Source organism: Actinoplanes sp. CA-142083 (genome assembly GCF_050942195.1).
Classification (GTDB): domain Bacteria; phylum Actinomycetota; class Actinomycetes; order Mycobacteriales; family Micromonosporaceae; genus Actinoplanes.
This window is the reverse complement of sequence record NZ_CP192076.1, coordinates 9,645,568-9,670,226: the sequence shown is the minus strand read 5'-3', so window position 1 is coordinate 9,670,226 and position 24,659 is coordinate 9,645,568. Positions and strand designations below refer to the sequence as shown.

Sequence of the window (24,659 nt, the reverse complement as noted above, 5' to 3'; positions counted from 1 at the left end):
CTCGCGACGGCGGGTCGAGGCGCTCGTCGTCGAGGACGCCGTGCAATGTGGCACGTGCCGGCCACGTCCATCCCCCGTGGCGATGCCGGAACTGGACTGACGGCCCTATCGTCTAGGGATGACCCAACAGGACGGCGACGACCTCGGTGTCTGGTCGGAATTCGGCACCGCGGCGGGCATGACGATGCGCGGGCTGGCCGGTGGCGGCGACGCGCCCGGCGAGCCGCATGTGGGCCTGGGCGATCGGCCCGATCTGGACGGTTTGCCGCCCGTGTCCGGTCTGGGCGACGCGCCGTCGAGCCTGCATGACTCGAGTCTGGGCGAGGCGGTCCGCGAGGTCGGCGAGCGCCTGCACGCGACGGCCCCGCCCAAGGGCTATCACAACCGGGTGGACGCCGACGGCGACGGCCACCTCGACAAGGCGACCTACCGGGGCGACGGCCACGGTGGCGCCGAGATCGTGGTCGATCTCGACAACGACGGTCGCGCCGACTTCATCGGGCACGACACCGACCTCGACAACCGGGTCGACTTCGCCGACTACGACAAGGACCACGACGGCTTCTTCGAGAAGCGCATGTACGACGACAGCGGCGACGGCATCCTCGACCGCACCGAGTGGACACACGACAGCTGATCAGGCTTCATCTATTTACATTTACAGTTAACAGTCCTAATAATTGGCCATGCCCATCCAACCGCCCCACCCGCCACCCCTGACCGGACTGAAGGCCATCCGGGCTATGATCTTCGCCACGGTCGTATCCCTCGCTGTCGCCGGAGGCATGGTCTACCTAGCCTCCTCCGCCAGCGCCGCGACCGCCTGCGCCCCCGCGTGGAGCGCCACCGCCGTCTACGTCGGTGGCAACTCCGCTTCGCAGAACGGCCACAACTACACCGCCAAGTGGTGGACCCAGAACGAATCCCCCGCCACCCACTCCGGCCAGTGGGACGTCTGGGCCGACAACGGCGTCTGCGGCGGCACCACGCCACCCACGACGCCGCCCACCACGCCCCCGACGACGCCGCCCACCACGCCGCCGACCACCCCACCGACGACCGCGCCGACTACGCCGCCCACCTCGCAGCCGCCGGTCACCGGGCTTCCCAAGCACGCCCTGATCGGCTACCTGCACGCGAGCTTCGCCAACGGCTCCGGCTACCTGCGCATGGCCGACGTCCCCAGCAACTGGGACATCATCAATCTGGCGTTCGGCGAGCCCACGTCGGCCACCTCGGGCGACATCCGGTTCAGCCTGTGCCCCGCCACCGAGTGCCCCGGCGTCGAGTCGGAGGCCGACTTCACCGCCGCCATCCGGGCCAAGCGGGCCGCGGGCAAGAAGGTCCTGCTGTCGATCGGCGGCGCGAACGGCCAGGTGCAGCTCACCACCACGGCGGCTCGCGACAAGTTCGTGAGCTCGGTGAGCGCGATCATCGACAAGTACGGCCTCGACGGCGTGGACGTCGACTTCGAGGGCCACTCGCTGTCGCTGAACACCGGCGACACCGACTTCAAGAACCCCACCACGCCGGTGATCGTCAACCTGATCAGCGCCCTCAAGACCCTGAAGGCCCGCTACGGCGCCGGCTTCGTCCTGACGATGGCGCCGGAGACCTTCTTCGTCCAGCTCGGCTACCAGTACTACGGCTCGGGCCCGTGGGGCGGCCAGGATCCGCGCGCCGGGTCGTACCTGCCGGTCATCTACGCCGTGCGGGACTTCCTGACCATCCTGCACGTCCAGGACTACAACTCCGGCTCGATCATGGGCCTGGACAACCAGTACCACTCGATGGGCGGCGCGGACTTCCACATCGCCATGACCGACATGCTGATGGCCGGCTTCCCGGTCGCCGGCAACACCGCGAACGTCTTCCCGGCCCTGCGCGAGGACCAGGTGGCCTTCGGCGCACCCAGCTCGGTCAGCGCCGGCAATGGATACGTGGCCCCGGCGGCCGTACAGCAGGCGGTCGGCTGCCTTGTCAACGGCTCCAACTGCGGCGGCTACTCGCTGCGCAGCGGCGCCAACCCCAACTTCCGGGGCCTGATGACGTGGAGCATCAACTGGGACAAGTTCTACGGCTGGGAGTTCCAGAACCAGAACGGCAAGTACGTGAAGTCGCTGCCCTGATCTAACCCGCGATCGCGTTGTGCACGGCCACCCGATGCACATCCGGATTGGACCACGACCAGTTCGGATGTGCTCGGTTGGTCAGCAGCACGATCACCTGCCGGCGGGCCGGGACCACCAGCAACGACGTACCCGTGAAGCCGGTGTGGCCGAAGGCCGTCGCCGAGGCCAGCTTGCCCATGAACCACGGCTGGTTCATCTCGACGCCGAGCCCGTGATCCGCCGACCGGCCCGGCCGCTCGGCGTCGATGGCCGGCTTGCCCTTGTTGACGTTGGTCAGCATCTTCTTGACGGTCGCCGCCGACAGGATGCGCTTGCCGTTGTAGGCGCCGCCGTCGAGCAGCATCTGCCCGATCACCGCCACGTCCCGCGCGGTGCCGAACACGCCCGCGTGGCCCGCGACCCCGCCCAGGATGTTGCAGACGTCGTCGTGGACCGTGCCGCGCAGCAGCCCGCGCGACGTCCGGGCGTCGGTGGCCACCAGGCGCTGCTTGTCCGACACCCACTTCAGCGGCTGGAACCCGGTGTCCTTCAGCCCGAGCGGCGTCGTGAGGTTGTCCCGCAGGGCCTTGTCCAGCGACTTGCCGGTGAGCTTCTCCACGAGCCGGCCCAGCACCATGAGCCCCACGCTCGAGTAGCGGAACGTCGTGCCGGGGACGCCGCCGCTGACCAGGGGAGTCCGCATGACCGCCGGCCACTGCGAGGATCGGGTCACCTTGGCGCCCACCGGCAGCGCGCTGGTGTGCGCGAGCAGCATGGCGACGGTGATCTTTTCCTTGCCCGCCCCGGTGAAGTCGGGCAGATACCGCTGCACGGGCGCGTCCAGCGCGACCTTGCCCTGGTCGACCAGCTGCAGGACGAGGATCGCGGTGTAGACCTTCGTGAGCGAAGCCAGGTCGAAGATCGAGTCCGGGCGCATGGCCACCCGCTTCGACGCCGGAAGCTCGACCGGGCCGGCGCCGTAGCGGAGCGCGTGTCCCACTGCCTTGGTGAGCTGCGTCTTTCCGTCCTGTGACAGGAGAGCGACTGCTCCGGCGTACCCCGGATGCTTTGGATTGTCTTTTGTGGGTTTGAGGTATTTAGTCAAGATCGGCTGCACCTTGCCCGCGTAGGGCGGCGGCTCAGCGGCTTTCGGTGTCAGAACTGAGGGCGTGGGCAGCGGCTCGGACCACGCCGCGCGGGAAGCGGATGACCGCCCGCAGCCCGTGAGCGCGGCGGCGGTGGCGGCGAGCCCGGCGCCCAGCACGGCGCGGCGCGGAAGAGTCACGGCGCCGATGATGACATGCCGGGGTGCTTCTGTCGTCCCGTGCCAGGATGACTGCATGGTCAACAGTCCGGTGGCGTTCGTGCTGGGAGGCGGCGGTGTCCTCGGCGCCGTCGAGGTGGGCATGCTGCGCGCCCTGTTCCGGGCCGGCTTCCGCCCCGACGTCGTCGTCGGCACCTCGATCGGCGCGGTGAACGGCGCCCTGGTCGCCGCCGACCCCAGCGAGGCCGTCACCGACCGCCTGGTCCGCCTCTGGACCTCGCCGGAGGCCGCCGCCGTCTACGGCGACTCGATCGGCCGCCAGATGCGCCGCTTCGCCGCCCGCACCCACCTGCATTCCCCGCGCCCGCTACGCCGCCTGCTCGAGGGCGAGCTGGGCGAGCACACCACCTTCGCCGACCTGAAGATCCCGTTCCGCTGCTGCGCGGCCAGCATCGAGCGCGCCGCCGAGCACTGGTTCGACAGCGGCCCGCTGGTGGATGCGGTGGTGGCCTCCTCGGCGGTGCCCGGCCTGCTGCCGCCGATGGAGATCGGGGGAGAGCACTATGTGGACGGTGGCATCGTCAATTCGATCCCGATCGGCGAGGCCGTGCGGGTCGGTGCGAAACTGATCTTCGTGCTCCAGGTGGGGCGGGTCGAGCGCCCGCTCAGCGTGCCCCGCCGGCCGTGGGAGGTGGCTCAGGTGGCGTTCGAGATCGCCCGCCGGCACCGCTTCGCCCGCGAGCTTGCATCGCTGCCCGACGATGTACGTGTGCACGTCCTTCCCAGTGGCGGCGGCGAGGGTCGCGACGACAGCCCGTGGGCGTACCGGGACATGGCCGCCGTGGGTCGGCGGATCAGCCGCGCCTACACCGCCTCCCGCCGATATCTGCACGCGAACGTGCTCCCGCTGCCGGGCGGGCACTGATGCCGCTGCCGCCGGTCTGGGTCCGCCGGCTGCTGATCGCGCCGGCGGTCGTGCTGCTCGCGTTCGGCCTGCTTTCCACCCTCCCGGTCTGGCTGCTGCTGGCCCTGGCGGCGTCGCCGCTGGTCCCCGGGCATCTGCGGGTGCCCCGCCTGGTCTTTCTGGCGGTCGTGTACGTGGTCTGGGACGCCGCCGCCCTCGTCGCGCTGGCCGCCCTCTGGGTCGCCTCCGGCTGTGGCTGGAAGATCCGCTCCCCGGCCTTCCAGCGCGCGCACTACGTGCTGACCGGCAAGTTCCTGGGCGTCCTGTTCTGGCTGGCCCGCTGGTCGCTGCACCTGACCGTGGAGGTGGTCGGCACCGACCCCGACACGGCGATCCCCGGCCGCCCCGAGATCGTGGTGAGCCGGCACGCCGGGCCGGGCGACTCGTTCATCCTGATCCACGGGCTGGTCAACTGGTTCGACCGCGAGCCGCGGATCGTGCTGAAGGCGACCCTGCAGTGGGATCCGGCCATCGACGTGCTGCTCAACCGCCTGCCGAGCCGGTTCATCTCGCCGGGCCGGTCACAGGCGAAAAACCTGGAGCAGGAGGTCGGCGAGCTGGCCGACGGCCTGGACGACAACGACGCTTTCGTGATTTTTCCGGAAGGCGGCAACTTCACGCCGCGTCGCCGGGTCAAGGCGATCGCCTGGCTGCGCGCCCGCGGCCTGGCCGACATGGCCGAGCGCGCCGAGAACCTGCGCAACCTGCTGCCGCCCAAGCCGGGCGGCCTCTCGGCGGCGATCGACGCCGCGCCCGACGCCGGGGTGATCTTCGTGGCGCACACCGGGCTCGACCGGCTGCTGACGGTCGCCGACGTGTGGCGCGAGCTGCCGATGGACAAGCAGCTGATCATGCGGTTCTGGAGCGTGCCGCCCGAGGAGGTGCCGGTCGGCGAGGAAGAACGCGTGGTCTGGCTCTACGACTGGTGGGCCCGGATCGACGCGTGGATCGAGGAGAACCGGCCGGCGGCCCGCCCGCTGAGCACGGACTGGACCGCCCGCCGCCGTTCTCAGGAGCCGAGCGAGCTGTAGAAGCTGTCCGGGGCCTCGGTGACCTCGGACGCGGCCGGGGCGGTCACATTGACCGGCTGGCCGTAGTTCTCGTACTTCACCTGCAGCGGATCCGCCTGGGGCAGATCGACGGTGAGCGTGGAGAGCCGCCCCTGCGCGTCGAGCGTGGCGGTGAACGGCACGTTCTGCACGGGCGCGCCCGACGCCGCGACGGTGACCTGACCCAGCCCGGCGACCCCGGCCGCCTTCGACAGGTCCAGCGAGCCGGTGTAGCTGTTGTCGCTGGTCGCCTTCACGTCGGTGGTGGCCTTGAGCAGGTTCGCCGTGTTCACCGGGTCGATCTGGCCGGGACGCAGGCCGATGTTGGCGCCGGCGGGCAGCCGCGAGCCGTCCACGTGGGTCCACGTGCCGGCCTTGGTGATCCCGGGCACCTGGGCGTACAGATCCTGCCCGATCAGCAGGGTCTTGACGTTGATCTCGGCGTTCGGGCCGCTCGCCGTGAGCTGCGCGGTCGCCTTGCCGCCGGGCGCGTCGATCTCGGCGGTCGTCTTGAAACCGGACCCCGACGTCGCGGTGAGCGTGAAGCTGGTGCTGTCGAGCTGATCGACCGCCGCGGAGAGCTTCGAGACCGCCGCGGGGTCGGCGGAGCTCGTCGCGGCGGGCGTGCCGGCCGGGGCGCTCGGTGAGGTGGTCGTGGGGGTGTTATCTCCGCAGCCGGCCATCGCGAAGGCAACCGTGGCCATGGTCGCGAGACCCAGCCCGGCGAGCCGTGGTGTCCGCATGTCCGTCCTTCCTGTCCTTTTTCAGGTGACAGACATCAATTCCCGACGGCCCCGGTGGGCAAACGGTTCCGGGCGACGCGGCATTATGGCGGGAGGCAAACACCTGGAGGACTCGTGAGATTCGAGGTCAGCAAGGTCCTCGACGCCATCGAGGCGCGGCTGTCCACCGACCCCGCGCTGGCCCGTGCGGTGGTCGACCTGTCCGAGATCGTGCGCTACGCCGACCTCGACGGTGGCCGGCCGGCCAGCTCGGTGCGCCTCGGCCTGGTCGTCGACGCCCTGAGCCGCTACCTGGCCGAGGAGAACGTGCCGGTCTACGTGATCTCGCCGCGCGGCCTGCTCTCCGACACCGACCTGACCTCCAACGAGCGGATGGTGATCCGCCGCTGGGCCGACGACGGCAAGGTCGAGGTCGTGCCGGTGCTCGAGGACCGCGTCTTCGAGGTGGCCGAGCTGCTGGGCCTGCCGGTGCTCACCCGCACCCGGGGCGAGCAGTTCCGCGGCCGGCGGCAGTGGATCGACGAGCCGGGCCGGCTGCTCGCCGCCGTCGCCGGCGAGGGCGGCACGCCGGTGCTGGTGTCCCGGGTCGGGCGCGGTGACCCGGCGCGGCAGCCGGAGCGCTCGCCGATGGGCGAGCGGCTGCTGGCACGCGTGTGGAGCTGCCCCGAGTCCAACTGCACGACCTTCGGGACGGGCGCCGACGCGGACAGCCCGTTCGCCGACATGCGCACGTTCACCAGCCCGGTGGCGCAGCCGCCGCCGGCGATCCGCGCCGGGGCGCCGAGCTGCCCGCGGCACGGCGGGAAGCTCAAGGACGCGGGTCCTCGCCCCGCCGTCGAGGTTCTTTCCGTACGCATCGACGGGGTCGTCCGGCAGCGCTTCGTGGTCTCCACCGAGGCGCCGGTGGTGGTCGGGCGGGCCCCCGAGGGCGGCAAGGGCGTGATGCTCGGCCAGTGGCTCACCGAGGACGCCCGGAAGTGGATCAGCCGCGGGCACGTCCAGTTCACGCTGCGCACCGACGGCACGCTGCTGGCCCAGGACGTGAGCACCAACGGCACCGGCATCCGCCCCGGCGGCTCGGTCGACGACGACCGGCTCACGCTGAACCGCAACGAGTCCCGGCCGCTGGCCGCGACCGACGTGGTCGAGCTCTACGCCGGCGTCAACGTGGGCCGGTCGAAGCTGTGGGCCACCGGCGGCGTCGTCCAACCCCAGTCGGTGATGGGCGAGGCGCCGACGATGGCCCTCAGGAAGTTCGAGCGCTAGCTCTTCTCGTGCAAGATCGCGGCCAGCTGGGCCACCGCGTGGTCCAGCTCCTCGGCCGTCACCACCAGCGGCGGCGCGAGGCGGATCGTCGACCCGTGCGTGTCCTTGGCCAGCACGCCCTTCTCGGCCAGGCGCTCGCACGCCTCGCGGCCGGTCATCAGCGCCGGGTCGATGTCGACGCCGGCCCACAGGCCGCGCCCGCGCACCGCGACCAGGCCCTTGCCGATCAGCGCGTTCAGCCCCGCGTGCAGCCGCTCGCCCAGCTCCGCCGAGCGCCGCTGGAACTCGCCGGTCTCCAGCAGGCGGACCACCTCGACGCCGACCGCGCAGGCCAGCGGGTTGCCGCCGAAGGTCGAGCCGTGCTCGCCGGGCTTGAGCACACCGAGCACGTCCCGGTTGGCCGCGACCGCCGAGACCGGCACGATGCCGCCGCCGAGGGCCTTGCCCAGCACGTACATGTCGGGCACGACCTCTTCGTGCTCGATCGCGAACGTCTTGCCGGTGCGGCCGAGACCCGACTGGATCTCGTCGGCCACGAACAGCACGTTGTGGTCGTCGCAGAGCGCCCGCACGCCGGCGAAGTAGCCCTCCGACGGCACCAGCACGCCCGCCTCGCCCTGGATCGGCTCCATCAGCACGGCCACCGTGTTCGGCGTGATCGCGTCGGCCAGCGCCGCCAGGTTGCCGTAAGGGACGATCACAAAGCCCGGGGTGTACGGGCCGAAGTCGTCCCGCGCGTCCGGATCGGTGGAGAAGCTCACGATCGTCGTCGTGCGGCCGTGGAAGTTGTCGGCGGCCACGATGATCTCGGCCCGCTCGGCCTCGACGCCCTTGACCCGGTAGCCCCACTTGCGGGCCACCTTGATCGCCGTTTCGACCGCCTCGGCGCCGGTGTTCATCGGCAGCACCAGGTCTTTGCCGCACAGGGCGGCCAGCGAGTGGCAGAAGTCGGCGAACTGGTCGTGCACGAACGCCCGGCTGGTCAGCGTGACCCGGTCGAGCTGGGCGTGCGCCGCCGCGATCAGCCCCGGGTGCCGGTGGCCGAAGTTCAGCGCCGAGTACCCGGCCAGGAAGTCCAGGTAGCGGCGGCCGTCGACGTCGGTGACCCAGGCGCCCTCGGCCTCGGCGATGACCACCGGCAGCGGGTGGTAGTTGTGCGCGGTCCAGCGCTCGGCGTCGGCCAGCGCCTCCGGCGTACGCATGTCAACACTGGTCATACTGTGCCTCCTTAGGCATGCCCTTCTGGCCCTCGCCTGCAGCCTGGGAGGGCAACTCACCCCAGTGCCGCTCGGTGCAGGCGGTCATGCGGCCCGCACCTCCAACGTGCAGCACTTCGGTCCGCCGCCGGCCTTACGGAGCTCGGAGACGTCGACCGTGACGGTCTGGTAGCCGGCCGCGCGCAGCTCGGCCCCCAGGTGAGCGGCCTGCACCGGCAGCACCACGGTACGGCCGTCGCTGACCGCGTTGAGGCCCAATACCGCGGCATCCTCCGCATTCGCGATGATCGCGTGCGGGTACAGCTGGCGGAGAACGGCCTGGGAGCCGGGGGAGAAGGCCGGCGGGTAGTACGCGACGTTGGTGTCGTCGAGCACGCACAGCGCCGTGTCGAGGTGGTAGTAGGCCGGGTCGACCAGCTGCAGCGTGATCACCGGCCGCTGCAGGACCTCCTGCGTCTCCGCGTGCGACGCGTGCGAGGTGCGGAAGCCGGTGCCGGCGAGCAGGACGTCCCCGGCGAGCAGGATGTCGCCCTCGCCCTCGTTGGTGTGCTTGGGCTCGGTCACCGCGAAGCCGCGCTCGCGGAACCAGGCGGCGTACGCCGGGGCCTCGTCGGCCCGCTCGGCGTCGCGGAACTGCACGGCGAGCACCCGGCCGTCGACCACGGTGGCGCCGTTGGCGGCGAAGACCATGTCGGGCAGGCCGGGCAGCGGGTCGATCAGCTCGACGGTGTGGCCGAGCTCGAGATATGTCTGCCGGAGCGCTTCCCACTGCGCGACGGCGAGCGCGTTGTCGTAGGGCGCCGTGGGGTCCATCCACGGGTTGATCCGGTACGTGACCGCGAAGTGAGTAGGGCGGCACATGAGGTATCGGCGCATGACTGCAACGCTAGGTCGCGCCCGTGGTAGCAACCCAGGGCTCAACCGTGCGTGCCGCGTTCGATTCTTGCGTGCTCAAGCTGTCTGACGGCGAAACGTTAATGGGCGGCCCGAACCGGACCGCCCATTCGCTCAACGAAGATCAGAAGCGGTTGACGGTGTGCGTGTCGAGCCAGTCGCGCAGCGACGGGACCGAGTTGGTGTCGGTGCCCAGCCAGGTGAGCGAGCCGGTCATCGCCAGCACGCCGAGCACGATCGCCGCCAGCGCGAGGACCATGCCGATCAGCGCGTCGGTCTTGCCGGCGACGTGCCGCTTGCCGGTGGCGTGGATGCCGCTCAGCGACAGGACCAGCGCCACGCCGGCCACGCCGATGCCCCAGCCGAGCAGCGGCCCGGACAGGACCAGCAGCACCGAGGCCACACCGAGGATCAGGCCGAGCGTGGCGAGCAGGCTCGCGCGGGGCTTCGGCCCGGACACCACTGGGGTCTTCTCGGTTTCCGCGTCGTCCTTCGGGAAGACCGGCCGCGAGACGGTCGACGGCGGGGGAGGCGGCGGCATCGTGCGACCGTGGGCGGGCGCGGGCGGCAGCTCCGCCGTCTTGGGCTCGTCCTCGTGCCGCTCGTCGCGACGCGGCTGGACGGGCGTGGTGCGGGTGTCGGTTGCGGTGGTGCCCGACGGGATCGGGCGCTCCGCCTCGGGGGTCTCGTTCTCGGTCTGGCGGGAGAACGTCGGGATCCTCACGTCAGCACCTCCTTGGACGATTTCGGGGATGAAACGTCCTTACCCCGATCGCCCGCCCGGCACACCAAAGGGCGCGGACCCGCAGGTCACGCGCCCTTCAGAGGGTTTGGATCAGGCCGGCAACGACACGACGTCGCTGGCCTTGCTGATCACGTGGTCGACGATGCCGTAGTCCTTGGCCTCGCGGGCGGTGAACCAGCGGTCGCGGTCGGCGTCGCGCTCGATCTCCTCCGCGCTGTGCCCGGTGTGGAAGGCGATCCGCTCGTTCATCACGTTCTTGATGTGCAGCATGCTCTCGGCCTGGATGGCGATGTCGGCCGCGGTGCCGCCGATGCCGCCGGACAGCTGGTGCATCATGATCCGTGCGTGGGGCAACGCGTACCGCTTGCCGGGCGTGCCCGCGCAGAGCAGGAACTGGCCCATCGAGGCGGCCATGCCCATCGCGATCGTGGCCACGTCGTTCTTGATGTACTGCATCGTGTCGTACACCGCCATGCCGGCGCTGATCGAGCCGCCGGGCGAGTTGATGTACAGCGCGATGTCCTTCTCGCTGTCGTTCGACGCGAGCAGCAGCATCTGGGCACAGATGCGGTTGGTGACCTCATCGTTCACCTCGCTGCCCAGGAAGATGATGCGCTCCCGCAGGAGCCGCTCGAAGACCTGGTCATCGAAGGATGCGCCCCCGCGCATCGTCAGCTCGTCAACACTCATGGACACCAGCTTTCCGCAGCACAGCCGTCAACACCCAGCAATTCCCCTGTGGGCATAACCGCGATTCGCCCAACCGGATACCGTTGCTCCCCGTGCCAGAGGGACACACCATTCATCGGCTCGCCGTGCGGCATCGGGAGCTCTTCGCCGGGCAGGCGCCGGCGGTCAGCAGCCCGCAGGGACGCTTCGCGGCCGGGGCCAAGCTGGTCGGCGGGCGCACGCTGCGCGACACCGAGGCGTACGGGAAGCATCTGCTGCACCACTACGACGGCGACCTGACCGTGCACGTCCACCTGGGACTCTACGGAAAGTTCAGCGACGGCGAGCTGCCCGTGCCGTCGCCGGTCGGGCAGATCCGCATGCGGGTGATCGGCGACACGCACTGGCTCGACCTGCGCGGGCCGACCGCGTGCGAGGTGCTCGACCCGGTGCAGGCGCAGGCGCTGCGCGACCGGCTGGGCGCCGACCCGCTGCGCGACGACGCCGACCCGGTCCCGGCCGGCCGGAAGGTGCGCGCCAGCACGAAGCCGGTATTCGCGCTGCTGCTGGACCAGTCGATCGTGGCCGGGTGCGGGCTGATCTACGCGAACGAGGTGCTGTTCCGGGCCGGGCTCGCGCCGACCACGCCGGGGCGGTTGATCGGCGCCGAGCAGTGGGACGAGATCTGGACCGACTTGCGGGCACTCATGAAAGAAGGTGTGGCCCGCGGGCGCATCGACACGGTGCACACTCAGCACACGCCCGAGGCCATGCAGCGGGCGCCGCGCGTCGACCGGCACGGCGGCGAGGTGTACGTCTACCGCCGTCCCGGCCAGCCGTGCCTGGTGTGCGGCACGGCGGTGGCCCGGGGACCCCTGGCCGGCCGCAACCTGTACTGGTGCCCGAAATGCCAGCCGGCCGCCTGAGCCGGGGCCGACCGCCTGAGGCCGGGCGCCTGAGGCCGGCGCCCACGTTGTCGGGCGAGCGCCCGACGCCGGCGCTCGATCCGTCAGCCGTCTCCTTGCGCGTCCTCAGCGGCGCCGCCCGCGCCGGCTGCCCCGACGGCTGCGTCGGGCGGGGTGGCCGGCGAGGCCGGGGCCGAGGGGTCCGGCGTCGCCGGGGTCTCGGTGGGCGTCGGTGAAGCGGTCGGCGGGGTCGTCGCGGCCGGGGCCGGGCCGCCCGGGATGCCGAGGGTGAAGTTCGCCTTCAGCCAGGGCAGCAGCTTCTGGTAGGCCGCGATCGTGTCCGGCTGGTTGAAGTCGTGCGAGAGCACGATCGACCCGGGCCGGACATGCTTCTTGATCTCGGCGACCACCCGGTCGGTGTGCGCGGCGTCGGTCTCGCCGGCCTTGTGGTCCCAGTCGGCCGGGTCGACCTGCCAGTAGAGCGACGTCATCCCCGCCTCCCCGGCCACGCCGACGAGCCGGTCGGTGAAGTTGCCGCCGGGGGCCCGGAAGAACGGGATCTTCGCGTCCGGCACGGCCGCCCGGATCGCGGCGTTGGTCTGCGCGAGGTCGGCCTGGATCTGCTCGGGCTTGTCCTTACCGATAGTGAGGCTGTGACTCCAGGTGTGGTTGCAGAGCGTGTGTCCCGCCGCCACGATCTGTCGCACGATCTCGGGGTGTTTCTCGGCCTGCTTGCCGACCAGGCAGAAGGTCGCCTTCACGTCGTACTGGGCCAGCAACGCCAGGATCCGCGGGGTCTGCGCCGGGTCGGGACCGTCGTCGAAGGTCAGCGCCACCAGGCTCGAGCCGGTGGTGCGCAGCGAGTTGCCCGGCCCGGTGTTCTTGGCGCCGGGGCGGGCGGTGCTGGTCGCCTCGGGGGTGTGCCCGTCGCCGGCCGGCGCGGTGGCGGCCGGGACGACCTTCGACGCGTCGGCGTCGTCGCCCTGCTTGTCGCTGCTGCCGTTCGAGCTGTTGCCCTTGGCCTTCTGCGCCGCGTGGTTACCGGCGCCGCGAGCCGCCGCCGCGGCGTTGACCGCGTCGATGCTGCTGTTGCCGCCGCCGCGGGCGCCGGGGACGGCGATCAGCAGCAGGCCGACCGCGACCAGCGAGGCGAGCAGTAGCTGCTGCCGCGTCTTACCCATGAGCAGCCAGGACTCGATCGGCAGGGTGCCGGGCGCACGGTGGCTGCCGGTGACCGGCGGTCGCACGGGAGCGGCCCGATGCGAAGCCGACCGGTGAGCGGCCGCTCGCCGCGCCTCCGAGCGCGTGAGCCCGCCGCTGAGGGTGTCGGCCGCCGACCGGGTGGAACTGCCGCTGGAAGAGCCGGCCGCCCGCCGCGCCTCCGAACGGGTGAGCCCGCCGCGGGAAGAGCGAGTCGAGGCGCCACCGGAAGAACGAGCCGAAGAGTCAGCCGAGGAATGAGCCGCCGAGTGCGCGGAGGGCCGCTGGTGGCGTGCCGAACGCGGCCCCGGAACCCAGGTGTCGTCCTCGAGAAGCGTGCTCACCCGGAACGGCGCCGCGGAGGTCTCCGCCAGCGACTCGGGGCGCCGATGCCGGCCGCCCGCCTCGGCGACGTCGCCTGACGCCGGGCTCGGGTAACGGAGGGATTGCGGCGACATGCTGCATCTCTACCGTGCGGCATGATCTGACGCGATACCGATTCGGTGATCTCCTCCTTACGAGGAGTAGTAACGGCTGCTGGCGCTCCGTGACCACCGATTCACAAATTCGGCCGGATCCTCCAAACCGTCCCCATCACATAGCATTGTGGACAGCATCGGTCGCTTTGCGCGCCGCGATCAGCACCGGATCCCACACGGGGGCGAACGGCGGGGCATAGCTGAGGTCGAGCGCCGTCATCTCCTCGACCGTCATCCGGTTCCACACCGCCACGGCCAGCGCGTCGATCCGTTTCGCCGCCTCGGTGCGGCCCACGATCTGCGCCCCGAGCAGCGTTCCCGTGCGCTTCTCGGCGATCAGCTTGATCGTCATCAGCTCGGCGCCCGGGTAGTAGCCGGCCCGGCTGGTCGACTCGACGGTGGCGGTCACGAAGGCGAACCCGGCCTTGCGCGCCTCCTTTTCGGTGAGGCCGGTGCGGGCCACCTCGAGGTTGCAGACCTTCGTCACCGCGGTGCCGATCACCCCGGGGAAGGTCGCGTAGCCGCCGCCGATGTTGATGCCCGCGACCCGGCCCTGCTTGTTGGCGTGGGTGCCGAGCGGGATGTGCACGGGATCGCCGGTCAGCAGGTGCCGCGTCTCGACGCAGTCACCGGCCGCCCACACGCCCTCGATCCCCTCGACTCGCATCCGCCGGTCGGTGCGCACGCCGCCGGTGACGCCGACCGGGATCCCCGCCTCTTCGGCGAGCGCGCTGTTCGCCCGTACGCCCAAACCCAGGACCACGATGTCGGCCGCGAGCGCGCCGGTCGGGGTGACCACTTCCCGGACCCGGCCGCCGCTCGTCTCGATGCCCGAGACATGCGCGTTGGTGACGACCTCGATGCCCTCCTCGCCGATCGCCTTGCGCACCAGCGCGCCCACGTCGGGGTCGACGGTCTTGCCCATCGGCTCCGGCGACTTCTCCAGCAGCGTCACGTCGAGCCCGCGTTTCACCATCGCCTCGGCCATCTCGACCCCGATGTAGCCACCGCCGATCACGACGGCCTTGCGGGGCTGCTCGCGGTCGAGCCAGTCGTGGATCGCCGAGCCGTCGTCGAGGGTCTGCACACCGAAGATGCCGGCCGCCGGGGTCCGGGCCCATTCCGGCGTCACTGGGGACGCTCCCGTCGCGTACATGAGGTGGTCGAAGCTCTCGCGCACCTCGCCGCCGCCGAGCAGATCGTGGGCGACCACCTCGCGCCTGTTCAGGTCTATCGCCACCACCTCGTGCCGCAGCCGCACGTCGATCCCGGCCTTGCGGTGCTGCTCGGGCGTGCGCGCGACGAGCGCTTCGCGCTCACCGACAGACCCGCCGATCCAGTACGGGATGCCGCAGGCCGAATACGACGTGAAGTGCCCACGCTCGAACGCCACGATCTCGAGCCGATCCGGTCCGAGCCTCTTACGCGCCTGCGAGGCGGCCGACATGCCGGCCGCGTCCCCGCCGATCACTACCAGCTTCACAAGCCCAGATTAGTCACGCGGGACGTCGCCCCGGGTGGCCTTCGCGAGCCAGTCGACCACGTCGGCGACCGAGCCGCGCTGGGACAGGATGGCGCGCTGGCGTGCGGCGCCCGTGCCGTGCGAGCGCAGGCGTCCCATCAGGACGGTGGCGGTCTCCAGGTCGCCGTGGCGCTCCAGCTCCGGGCGTACGTGATCGAAGAGCTGCCGCATCAGCCGCCACGCGGGCCGCGGCTCGCGGGTGGCCAGGTCGACCGCCACGCCCTCCAGCCCGTCGTGGGCGGCCCGCCAGTGCGCCGCCATCAGCAGCGGGTGTGGGACCCGCGGCGCCGGGATGCCCTCGCGCACGTCCCGCAGCAGGGTCGCGACCAGCGCGCGGGCCAGGGCGGCCAGCAGCATCGCGTCGTCGAGCGTGGGGGTGACGTCGCCCATCCGGATCTCGACGGTCGGGTAGTTCGCCGACAGCCGGGCATACCAGTAGAGCATCCCCTCGTCGAGCATCGCCCCGGTCTGCTCGAGGTCGGCGACCAGCGTCTCGTACTCGTCGGCCGACTCCAGGTAGGGCGTCGGCCCGACACTGGGCCAGCGCTCCCACATCATCGAGCGCCAGCTCGCATAGCCGGTGTCGCGGCCGCCGAACAGCGGCGAGTTGGTGGTCGCGGCGTGCAGGACCGGAAGCCAGGGCCGCAGGTGGTTCAGCACGGCGACGCCGGTTTCGGCATCGGGGATGCTGACGTGTACGTGTGTGCCGCACATCCCCTGCCCGGGGGAGAGGTCGCCGTAGTGCTCGCGCATGCGGTGATAGCGCGGATCGTCGACGATCCGGGTCACCGGCCCGGCGCCCGGCCCGGCGCCCACGGCCAGCAGCCGCGCGCCGGCCCGCTCGGCCGCGGCGGCCAGTTCGCGGCGCAGCCGGCCCATCGCCTCGTAGAGTCCGCCGAGCTCGAGCTGCGGCGGGCTGGCCACCTCGATCTGGCTGCGCAGGTACTCGCGCTGCACCGAGCCCCGCAGCTCCTCGGGCACCAGAGCGACGACTTCGTCGACCGCCTCCACGCCGCGCGTCTCAGCCGCGTCGACCAGGATGTACTCCTCCTCGATCCCGAGCGTGAGGAGATCCTGTGACTCGGCCTCCTCGGCCATCTCTTCGGAGATCGTGGTCCCACTGGAAGCCGCGTCCATGCGTCCGGATTACCCGTTTGGCGGACGGCGCTAACGTTGACCCATGCTGCTTGAGGGTTTCTGGGCGCTCGCCGCCCTCCTCGACCCGACCCGCGCTGGTGCGCCGGGGCAGCTCGTGCTCGGCTTGGCCCTCGTCGCCGCGGCCGTTCTCCTGATCGCCGCGGCCACCGCTCTGCCGCTGCCCTCCCTGCTCGCCGCGCCCGCGGTGCGCGCGTTCGCCCGCCGGGCCCGCGTCGCCACCCGCTCCCGCCTGGCCGACCCCGATGCGGCCGGCCGCCCCCGCTCCCGAGCACCGGCGCTCGCCCCCGCGGCGGTCTGACGCGGCGTCGGCCGGGGTTCTGGGGTAGCCGCAACCACTCACGCACGTCGCCCGGGTGGGTCGAGCGTTCTTGGCGCGCCAGCGCCTGCTCGGCCCGGCCGGGTCCCGGCGGGAGCGACGGTCTGTACCCACCACCCACGCACGACCTGGTGAATTGCGTCAAGAACCGCCTCGCGTCCTTTTCCCACGGATCGCAAGGGGTGCTTCGCCATGTCCATCTTCGAAATTCCCGGCGCCATTGTCGGGGTCGCTCACGCTGCCATCGAATCGCTCGCCGACCTCTTCAGCCCGCTCGCCGGAACGGCCGCGGCGGCGCTGGCCATCGTCGTCTTCACCGTGCTCATCCGGCTGTTGATCAGTCCGCTCACCTATCAGCAGATTCGCGCTCAGCGCCGCCAGGCCGCGCTCGCGCCCGAAATCGCCAAACTGCGCGAGAAACACGGCAAGGATCAGATGGTCCTGGCCACCAAGACGCTGGAACTGCAACGCGCCAACGGGATCAGCCCGTTCGCGGCCTTTCTGCCGGCGCTGGCTCAGGCGCCGTTCTTCATGGTGATGTATCACGTCGCGCTGCGGGCGCCGGAAGGTGCGCTGATGGGGGTGCCGCTGACCGCGCATCTGGCCGCCGGCCTGCCGGTCTTCGCCGTGCTGCTGGTGCTGGCCGGCGCCCTGGCCTGGTGGTCGTCGCGCCGGATGAGCGTCTCGATGCAGCCGGTCATGCCGGCCGCGCCCGGGACGCCGTCGCTCGGCTTCCTGCGCTACCTGCCCTATCTCTCCGTTCTGGCGGTGGCGTGGATGCCGCTCGCGGGCGGCATCTATCTCGTCACCTCGACCGCCTGGACGGCGCTGGAGCAGGCTTTCCTGCGCCGGCCGGTAACAACGGGCAATCGTTGACCGCCAATATTGACACGCTTCCGTAACGGGCCTGCAATGAGGCGTGAGAGCGCTCTCACGCCTCCTCACCCCCCTACGGAAAGGCGTTCCTCCGATGGCATCTCGTCCGAGAAGACGGCTTCGAACCCTCCTCGCGGTATCGACCGCGGCCATTGCGGTCGCGGCCACCGCGGTCTTCACGATGGACGCGAACGCGGCCGTCCCGTCGGCCCCGGCCGGCATGACGACCGTGTTCAGCGACGACTTCACCGGCGCGGCCGGCACCGGCCTCAACCGCAGCAACTGGCTCTACGACATCGGCACCGGTTATCCGGGCGGGGCGGCCAACTGGGGCACCGGCGAGGTCGAGACGATGACCGACTCGACGGCCAACGTGTACCAGGACGGCGGCGGCAACCTGGTGATCAAGCCGATCCGCAGTTCGTCCGGGCAGTGGACGAGTGGCCGGGTCGAGACGCAGCGCACCGACTTCGCGGCGCCGGCCGGCGGCAAGGTGCGCATCGAGGCGCGCCTGCAGCAGCCCAACGTGAGCGGCGCGGCGGCGGCCGGCTACTGGCCCGCCTTCTGGGCGCTCGGCGCGGCGGCCCGCCCGGTCGGCGCGACGAACTGGCCGAGCATCGGCGAGTGGGACATCATGGAGGACATCAACGGCCGGTCCTCGGTCTTCGGGGCGCTGCACTGCGGCTCCAACCCGGGCGGCCCGTGCAACGAGACGACCGGCCTCGGCAGCGGCGAGCGGACCTGCTCCGGCTGCCAGACCGGCTTCCACACGTACGCGATCGAGTACGACCGCAGCACCTCGCCCGAGCAACTGCGGTGGTATCTGGACGGCAACAACTACTTCACGCTGAACTCGAACGTGGTCGACGCGACCACCTGGAACAACGCGACCCACCACGGCATGTTCGTGATCCTCAACGTGGCGATCGGCGGCGGCTTCCCGGCCGCGTTCGGCGGCGGCCCCACCTCGGCGACCCAGTCTGGCGTGCCGATGCTGGTCGACTACGTGGCGGTCTACCAGTCGTCGGGCGGCACCACCACGACGCCGCCCACCACCACGCCGACGACCCCGCCGACCACCCCGCCGACCGGCGGCACCCGCGACGCGTTCTCGCGGATCGAGGCGGAGTCGGCCAACTCGCAGTCCGGCACCCAGACCGAGACGTGCTCCGAGGGCGGCCAGGACGTCGGCTACATCGCCAACGGTGACTGGCTGCAGTTCAACAACGTCAACTTCGGTACGGGCGGCGTGCGCGACTTCGTGGCGCGGGTGGCCTCGGGAGCCGGCGGCGGAGTGAGCGGCCTGATCGAGGTGCGGGTCGACAGCCGGAGCAACGCGCCGATCGGCAGCTTCGCGCTCGCGAACACCGGCGGCTGGCAGACCTGGACGTCGATCCCGGGCAATGTGTCGAACGTGTCCGGCACGCACACGGTGTACCTGACCTTCAGCAGCGGCCAGCCCGCCGACTTCGTGAACGTCAACTGGATCCAGTTCCGGCGGTAATAAGTTTTATCGATGCCCCGAAGGCCTGACCTGCGCCTTCGGGGCATCGCATCATCCGAAAGATTTAAGGATGTTTAAGTTCCGCCCCTCTGGACTTTTATTGTTAACAGTCCTAAAGATTGATGCATCTCAACGTGATGCATGGAGGGACGGCGATGCGGCGCACCAGATCCGTGATCCTCGCGACCGTGACGGCGCTCGTCGCCGGCGGCGCGGCGGTGTATTTCGGCGGCAACGCGAGCGCGGCGGCGGCGTGCGCCCCGGGCTGGAGTGCGAGCGCCGTCTACGTGGGTGGCAACTCGGCCTCGCAGAACGGCCACAACTACACCGCGAAGTGGTGGACCCAGAACGAGTCGCCGGCCACCCACTCCGGTCAGTGGGACGTCTGGGCTGACAACGGCGCATGCGGCGGCACCACGCCGACCACACCGCCGACCACGCAGCCGACGACCCCGCCGACCACTCAGCCGACGACCCCGCCGACCACGGTGCCGCCCTCCAACGGGACGCTGCCCAAGCACTTCCTGACCGGCTACTGGCAGAACTTCTACAACGGCGCCGCGGCCCTCAAGCTGGCGGCGGTCCCGAACAACTACGACCTGATCGCGGTCGCCTTCGCCGACGCGACCTCGACGCCCGGCGCGGTGAGCTTCACCCTCGACTCCGGCCTCGCGGCCCAGGTCGGCGGCTACACCGATGCCCAGTTCAAGGCCGACATCGCCACCCTGCACTCGCGCGGCAAGAAGGTCATCATCTCGGTCGGCGGCGAGAAGGGCACGGTCAGCGTCGCGAACGCCACGGCGGCCACCAACTTCGCCAGCACCGTCTACTCGCTGATGACGACGTACGGCTTCGACGGCGTCGACATCGACCTCGAGAACGGCCTGAACGCGACCTACATGGCGCAGGCGCTGCGCAGCCTCCGCACCAAGGCCGGCGCCAACCTGATCATCACGATGGCCCCGCAGACCATCGACATGCAGAGCACCGGCTCCTCGTACTTCGCGCTGGCGCTGTCCATCAAGGACATCCTCACCGTCGTGCACACCCAGTACTACAACTCCGGCTCGATGCTCGGCTGCGACCAGATGCAGGCGTACTCGCAGGGCACGGTGAACTTCCTGACCGCGCTGGCCTGCATCCAGACCCAGAACGGCCTGCGGCCCGACCAGGTCGCGCTCGGCCTGCCGGCCAGCGGCAGCGCGGCCGGCGGCGGCTACCAGGCGCCGGCGAACGTCAACGCCGCGCTCGACTGCCTGGCCCGCGGCACCAACTGCGGGTCCTTCAAGCCCCCGGCGACGTACCCGGGCATCCGCGGCGCGATGACCTGGTCCATCAACTGGGACGTCACCAACGGCAACTCCTTCGGCAACACCGTCAAGCCCCACCTCGCCACGCTCCCCTAAATCCCCAGGAGTCCCCGTGAAACTCGGCAGGAAACTGCTCATCGTCGGCGCCGTGGCGGCCGCCGGCCTGGGCACCGCGATCATCCCCATGACCAGCTCGAACGCGGCGGTCGCCTGTGTGGCCGCCTGGTCCTCGAGCGCCGTCTACGTCGGTGGCAACCAGGCCTCCCAGAACGGCCACAACTACACCGCGAAATGGTGGACCCAGAACGAGTCCCCGGCCACCCACTCCGGCCAGTGGGACGTGTGGGCCGACAACGGCGCCTGCGGCGGCGGCACCACCCCGACCACGCCGCCCACCACCGGCCCGACCACGAACCCGCCGACCTCCGGCACCAAGATGGCGTCGTCGCCGTACGTCTACCCGGGCTGGGGCAACCCGCCGGCGCCGTCGACGGTGATGAACGCGACCGGCATCAAGGCCTTCACGATGGCGTTCGTGCTCGCCAGTAACGGCTGCAACCCGGCGTGGGACGGCGAGAGCGGCCTGACCGGCGGCGTGCACGCCAGCTACATCCAGCAGATCAAGGCGGCCGGTGGCGACATCGTCCCGTCGGTCGGCGGCTACAGCGGCAACAAGCTGGGCCCGAACTGCTCGACCACGGCCGCGCTGGCCGGGGCGTACCAGAAGATCATTGACGCTTTTGGTCTCAAGGCCATCGACATCGACATCGAGAACACCGATGAGTTCGAGAACACGGCCGTGCAGGACCGGGTGCTCGGCGCGCTGAAGATCATCAAGCAGAACAACCCGTCGGTGAAGACGATCCTGACCTTCGGCACCGCGACCACCGGCCCGACCTACTACGGCACCCGGCTGGTGCAGCAGGCCAAGGCGCTGGGCGCGAACATCGACATCTTCACCCAGATGCCGTTCGACTTCGGCGGCGGCAACGACATGTACGGCAACACGGTGAACGCGTCCGAGGCGCTCAAGAACCTGCTCAAGACCACGTTCGGCTACACCGACGCGCAGGCGTACTCGCACATGGGCATCTCCGGCATGAACGGTCTCTCCGACCAGCAGGAGCTGACCTCGACCGACACCTGGACCCGGATCCGCGACTACGCCAAGAGCAAGGGCCTCTCGCGGTTCACCTTCTGGGCGGTCAACCGGGACCGCGGCTGCGCCGGCGGCGGCGTGGTCTCCAACTGCTCCGGCATCGCGCAGGCCGACTGGGCCTTCACGAAGATCAGCGCCGGCTTCTAGTAGAGCCTTCTTCCCCAACGGGAGACGCGCGGTTGCCTCGGCGGCCGCGCGTCTTCTTTATCACCCACCACGCGACAGCCACGACGAAGAACGCTCCCACCGCGTAGTCGAACCAGTGGCTGTACTTCTCGACGTCGCGCCAGCGCTCGCCGAGCAGGTAGCCGCCCATCACGAACAACGCGTTCCAGACGCCGCTGCCGATCGTCGTGAAGGCCACGAATTGGCCGAGCGGCATGCGATTGGCTCCGGCCGGGATCGAGATCAGAGATCGTACGACCGGAGCACAGCGCCCGAAGAGCACGGCGCTTTTCTCGTGCTTCTCGAACCACCGGTCGGCCTTGTCCAGGTCGGTCGCGTCGACCAGCGGGATCCGGTCGAGCCAGCGCCGCAGCCGCTCCTCGCCCAGCGCGTAGCCGAGCCAGTACAGCGCCAGCGCGCCGACGACGGACCCGGCCGTGGCCGCGATCAGCACCAGCACCAGCCCCACCTGGCCCTGGGCGGCCAGGTAGCCGGCCAGCGACAGGACGATCTCGCTGGGGATCGGGGGAACCAGATTTTCCAGCGCGACGAGCAGACCCACGCCCACCTCGCCCAGCGCCTCGATGACGGACGCCACCCATCCGGCCAGTCCCTGCAGCTCGCCCATCGTCAACACTTACCCGGAAGAATCGCGGTTTCACGTGCCGCCGTCGGTGGCAATTACCTGAGACATGAGTGACCGGTGGTACAAGAAAGCCGTCGTCTACTGCCTCGACATCGATACCTTCGCCGACAGCAACGGCGACGGGGTCGGCGACATCCGTGGCCTCATCGGCCGGCTGGACTACCTGGCCCGGCTCGGGGTCACCTGCCTGTGGCTGAACCCGATCCACCCCTCGCCGGACCGGGACGACGGCTACGACGTGGCCGACTTCTACAACGTCGATCCCCGCTTCGGGAACCTGGGCGACTTCGCCGAGCTGTTGCACCAGGCGGGCAACCTCGGGATCAAGGTGATCATCGACCTGGTCGTGAACCACACCTCGGACCAGCACCCGTGGTTCCAGTCGGCTCGTTCGTCGCCTGATTCGCCGTACCGGGACTGGTATGTCTGGAGCGAAAGCGCGCCGGACGACCGTCACCAAGGCATGGTCTTCCCCGGCGAACAGGGTGAGACCTGGAGCTACGACCGCACCGCGAAATCCTGGTACTACCACCGGTTCTACAAGTTCCAGCCGGACCTCAACATCAAGAACCCCGAGGTCCGGGAGGAGATCAAGAAGATCTGCGCCTTCTGGATCGAGCTGGGCGTCGCCGGGTTCCGGATGGACGCGGTGCCGTTCATCATCGAGGAGACCGAGCCGGGCAATCCGGACTCACCCAAGGATCTGGATTTCCTCACCGAGCTGCGGCAGTACCTGCAGTGGCGGCGCGGCGACGTGGTGCTGCTGGCCGAGGCCAACGTCGAGCCCGACCAGTTGGTGAAGTTCTTCGGAGACTCCGGCGGCTCGAACAACCGGATCCACATGCTGTTCGACTTCATGCTCAACGGCCAGCTGATCCTTGCGCTGGCCCGGCAGGATCCGGAGCCGGTGATCCAGGCGCTGCGTGAGACGCCGAAGCTGCCGGCGGGCGGCCAGTGGGCCACGTTCCTGCGCAACCACGACGAGATCGACCTCTCCCGGCTCACCGCCGACCAGCGCGACCAGGTCTTCGCCGAGTTCGGCCCGGATCCGGAGATGCAGCTGTACGGGCGCGGCATCCGTCGCCGGCTCGCGCCGATGCTGGGCGGCAACCGGCGGCGGCTGGAGCTCGCCTACTCGCTGCAGTTCACACTGCGCGGCACCCCGGTGTTGCGCTACGGCGAGGAGATCGGCATGGGCGACGATCTTGCGCTCGAGGGCCGCGATGCCATCCGTACGCCGATGCAGTGGTCCGACCTTCCGTACGGCGGCTTCACGTCGGGAGACCCGGTGCGCCCGGTGATCTCCGAGGGGGAGTTCGGCTACGACAAGGTCAACGTCACCCTGCAGCGGCACGACCCGACCTCGCTGCTGTCCTGGTTCGAGCGCATGATCCGCACGCTGCGCGAGGCTCCCGAGATCGGCGCCGGCTCGTGCACCCACGTCGATGTCCCGGCGCCCGAGGGCGTGCTCGTCCATCGCGCCGACGACCACACCGGTACTATGCTGTTTTTGCACAACCTGTGCACAAAGGATGCGGTCGTCGATCTCAGCTCCGTCTATCCCGACGCCGAGTTCCCGAACGACGTGCTTGCCGACCGGGAGTACCCCGACCTGGGCAAATTCGCCGAGGTCCCGGTCGCCGGCCATGGCTATCGGTGGATCCGGCTGCGGCGTTGCTCGTGAGCCGGGTTACAGTCGGCCGTCGGTGTTGAGATCAACCGGAGGTCTTCGATGTCGCAGTCCGTTCCCACCCGCGTCGCCATCGTCACCGGTGCCGCCCGCGGCATCGGGGAAGCCACCGCCCGCAAGCTCGCCGCGGACGGCATGGCCGTCGCCGTGGTCGACCTCGACGAGGGAGCGTGCGCCAGCACCGTCACCGCGATCCACGACGCCGGCGGCACCGCGCTGGCCGTCGGCGCCGACGTCTCCGACCCGGCCCAGGTCACGGCGGCCACCGAGCGGATCGTCGCCGAGCTGGGCGCGCCCACCGTCCTGGTCAACAACGCCGGCGTGCTGCGCGACAACCTGCTGTTCAAGATGACCGACGACGACTGGGAGACCGTGATGGCGGTCCACCTGCGCGGCTCGTTCCTGTTCAGCCGGGCCGTGCAGAAGCACATGGTCGACGCGGGCTGGGGCCGGATCGTCAGCCTCTCCAGCACCTCGGCGCTCGGCAACCGCGGCCAGGCCAACTACGCGGCGGCCAAGGCGGGCCTGCAGGGCTTCACCAAGACCCTCGCGATCGAGCTCGGCCGCTTCGGCATCACCGCCAACGCGGTCGCCCCCGGATTCATCGTCACCGACATGACCGCCGCCACCGCCGCCCGAGTCGGTATGGAATTTGCCGATTTCGAGAAGGCCGCGGTGAGTCAGATTCCCGTCGGGCGCGCGGGACGTCCCGAAGACGTCGCGAACACCGTATCCTTCCTCGTCAGCGAGGGTGCGGGCTTCGTGTCCGGCCAGGTCATCTATGTGGCGGGCGGCCCTCGCGACTAG

General features: G+C 70.3%; 23 protein-coding genes. 13 read left to right on the top strand and 10 right to left on the bottom strand.

Annotated elements, in window-relative coordinates; genetic code table 11:
- Positions 1-118 precede the first annotated feature (118 nt).
- Positions 119-637, top strand: a complete 519-nt coding sequence (locus tag ACQPZX_RS44525; RefSeq protein ID WP_433369936.1) for a hypothetical protein — start codon at positions 119-121, stop codon at positions 635-637.
- 148 nt (positions 638-785) lie between these two features.
- A complete protein-coding gene (locus tag ACQPZX_RS44520) occupies positions 786-2,129 on the top strand; it encodes a chitinase (RefSeq protein WP_433369933.1) in 1,344 nt (447 codons plus the stop codon).
- A gap of 1 nt (position 2,130) precedes the next feature.
- On the opposite strand, the gene ACQPZX_RS44515 is transcribed toward ACQPZX_RS44520, so the two are convergent.
- The gene (locus tag ACQPZX_RS44515; protein WP_433369931.1) at positions 2,131-3,396 is read right to left on the bottom strand and encodes a serine hydrolase domain-containing protein; all 1,266 of its coding nucleotides are present in this window, start codon (positions 3,394-3,396) and stop codon (positions 2,131-2,133) included.
- A gap of 55 nt (positions 3,397-3,451) precedes the next feature.
- Between ACQPZX_RS44515 and ACQPZX_RS44510 the strand changes: the two genes are divergently transcribed.
- Positions 3,452-4,300: a patatin-like phospholipase family protein gene (locus ACQPZX_RS44510; RefSeq protein WP_433369928.1), complete on the top strand. Its 849-nt coding sequence runs from the start codon at positions 3,452-3,454 to the stop codon at positions 4,298-4,300.
- Entirely contained in the window at positions 4,300-5,370 is a 1,071-nt protein-coding gene (locus tag ACQPZX_RS44505; protein WP_433369925.1) for a 1-acyl-sn-glycerol-3-phosphate acyltransferase, read from the top strand. The genes ACQPZX_RS44510 and ACQPZX_RS44505 overlap by 1 nt, the downstream gene beginning before the upstream one ends.
- Here the strand turns inward: ACQPZX_RS44505 and ACQPZX_RS44500 are convergent.
- Positions 5,349-6,131: a hypothetical protein gene (locus tag ACQPZX_RS44500; protein ID WP_433369922.1), complete on the bottom strand. Its 783-nt coding sequence runs from the start codon at positions 6,129-6,131 to the stop codon at positions 5,349-5,351. The two genes, ACQPZX_RS44505 and ACQPZX_RS44500, sit on opposite strands and share 22 nt — an antisense overlap.
- A gap of 114 nt (positions 6,132-6,245) precedes the next feature.
- Between ACQPZX_RS44500 and ACQPZX_RS44495 the strand changes: the two genes are divergently transcribed.
- Positions 6,246-7,397 carry an FHA domain-containing protein gene (locus ACQPZX_RS44495; protein ID WP_433369919.1) on the top strand — a complete coding sequence of 384 codons (1,152 nt, stop codon included), beginning with the start codon at positions 6,246-6,248 and terminating at the stop codon, positions 7,395-7,397.
- Here the strand turns inward: ACQPZX_RS44495 and rocD are convergent.
- From rocD to ACQPZX_RS44475, 4 genes are all read right to left on the bottom strand, one after another.
- A complete protein-coding gene (gene rocD / locus ACQPZX_RS44490; protein ID WP_433369916.1) occupies positions 7,394-8,614 on the bottom strand; it encodes an ornithine--oxo-acid transaminase in 1,221 nt (406 codons plus the stop codon). The genes ACQPZX_RS44495 and rocD overlap by 4 nt on opposite strands.
- Before the next feature lie 84 nt (positions 8,615-8,698).
- On the bottom strand, positions 8,699-9,490 hold the full coding sequence (gene ddaH / locus ACQPZX_RS44485) for a dimethylargininase (RefSeq protein ID WP_433369913.1): 792 nt from the start codon (positions 9,488-9,490) through the stop codon (positions 8,699-8,701).
- A gap of 142 nt (positions 9,491-9,632) precedes the next feature.
- On the bottom strand, positions 9,633-10,232 hold the full coding sequence (locus ACQPZX_RS44480) for a hypothetical protein (RefSeq protein ID WP_433369911.1): 600 nt from the start codon (positions 10,230-10,232) through the stop codon (positions 9,633-9,635).
- Positions 10,233-10,343: 111 nt separating this feature from the next.
- A complete protein-coding gene (locus ACQPZX_RS44475) occupies positions 10,344-10,943 on the bottom strand; it encodes an ATP-dependent Clp protease proteolytic subunit (RefSeq protein ID WP_433369908.1) in 600 nt (199 codons plus the stop codon).
- A 92-nt stretch (positions 10,944-11,035) separates the two neighbouring features.
- Between ACQPZX_RS44475 and ACQPZX_RS44470 the strand changes: the two genes are divergently transcribed.
- Positions 11,036-11,848 (top strand): Fpg/Nei family DNA glycosylase, encoded by an 813-nt coding sequence (locus ACQPZX_RS44470; protein ID WP_433369905.1) that lies wholly within the window; start codon positions 11,036-11,038, stop codon positions 11,846-11,848.
- 83 nt (positions 11,849-11,931) lie between these two features.
- Here the strand turns inward: ACQPZX_RS44470 and ACQPZX_RS44465 are convergent, their stop codons facing one another.
- The 3 genes from ACQPZX_RS44465 to ACQPZX_RS44455 all read right to left on the bottom strand — a co-directional run bounded on the left by ACQPZX_RS44465 (position 11,932) and on the right by ACQPZX_RS44455 (position 16,165).
- Positions 11,932-13,074 carry a polysaccharide deacetylase family protein gene (locus ACQPZX_RS44465; RefSeq protein WP_433369903.1) on the bottom strand — a complete coding sequence of 381 codons (1,143 nt, stop codon included), beginning with the start codon at positions 13,072-13,074 and terminating at the stop codon, positions 11,932-11,934.
- Between the two features lie 547 nt (positions 13,075-13,621).
- Entirely contained in the window at positions 13,622-14,953 is a 1,332-nt protein-coding gene (locus tag ACQPZX_RS44460) for an FAD-dependent oxidoreductase (protein ID WP_433385848.1), read from the bottom strand.
- Positions 14,954-14,998: 45 nt separating this feature from the next.
- Positions 14,999-16,165, bottom strand: coding sequence for a carboxylate-amine ligase (locus tag ACQPZX_RS44455; protein ID WP_433369900.1), 1,167 nt, complete (start codon positions 16,163-16,165; stop codon positions 14,999-15,001).
- Positions 16,166-16,208: 43 nt separating this feature from the next.
- Between ACQPZX_RS44455 and ACQPZX_RS44450 the strand changes: the two genes are divergently transcribed.
- The 5 genes from ACQPZX_RS44450 to ACQPZX_RS44430 all read left to right on the top strand — a co-directional run bounded on the left by ACQPZX_RS44450 (position 16,209) and on the right by ACQPZX_RS44430 (position 21,498).
- The gene (locus ACQPZX_RS44450; RefSeq protein WP_433369897.1) at positions 16,209-16,484 is read left to right on the top strand and encodes a DUF6412 domain-containing protein; all 276 of its coding nucleotides are present in this window, start codon (positions 16,209-16,211) and stop codon (positions 16,482-16,484) included.
- Between the two features lie 210 nt (positions 16,485-16,694).
- A complete protein-coding gene (locus tag ACQPZX_RS44445; protein WP_433369894.1) occupies positions 16,695-17,378 on the top strand; it encodes a YidC/Oxa1 family membrane protein insertase in 684 nt (227 codons plus the stop codon).
- A gap of 94 nt (positions 17,379-17,472) precedes the next feature.
- Positions 17,473-18,882 carry a carbohydrate-binding protein gene (locus ACQPZX_RS44440; RefSeq protein ID WP_433369891.1) on the top strand — a complete coding sequence of 470 codons (1,410 nt, stop codon included), beginning with the start codon at positions 17,473-17,475 and terminating at the stop codon, positions 18,880-18,882.
- Positions 18,883-19,037: 155 nt separating this feature from the next.
- On the top strand, positions 19,038-20,288 hold the full coding sequence (locus ACQPZX_RS44435; RefSeq protein WP_433369888.1) for a chitinase: 1,251 nt from the start codon (positions 19,038-19,040) through the stop codon (positions 20,286-20,288).
- A gap of 16 nt (positions 20,289-20,304) precedes the next feature.
- A complete protein-coding gene (locus ACQPZX_RS44430; RefSeq protein ID WP_433369885.1) occupies positions 20,305-21,498 on the top strand; it encodes a carbohydrate-binding protein in 1,194 nt (397 codons plus the stop codon).
- Here ACQPZX_RS44430 and ACQPZX_RS44425 read toward each other — a convergent pair.
- Entirely contained in the window at positions 21,482-22,144 is a 663-nt protein-coding gene (locus ACQPZX_RS44425) for a DedA family protein (protein ID WP_433369883.1), read from the bottom strand. The two genes, ACQPZX_RS44430 and ACQPZX_RS44425, sit on opposite strands and share 17 nt — an antisense overlap.
- Positions 22,145-22,208: 64 nt before the next feature.
- Between ACQPZX_RS44425 and ACQPZX_RS44420 the strand changes: the two genes are divergently transcribed.
- Together ACQPZX_RS44420 and fabG are read left to right on the top strand one after the other, a co-directional pair.
- The gene (locus tag ACQPZX_RS44420; protein ID WP_433369880.1) at positions 22,209-23,846 is read left to right on the top strand and encodes an alpha-amylase family protein; all 1,638 of its coding nucleotides are present in this window, start codon (positions 22,209-22,211) and stop codon (positions 23,844-23,846) included.
- 48 nt (positions 23,847-23,894) lie between these two features.
- On the top strand, positions 23,895-24,659 hold the full coding sequence (fabG, locus tag ACQPZX_RS44415; protein ID WP_433369877.1) for a 3-oxoacyl-ACP reductase FabG: 765 nt from the start codon (positions 23,895-23,897) through the stop codon (positions 24,657-24,659).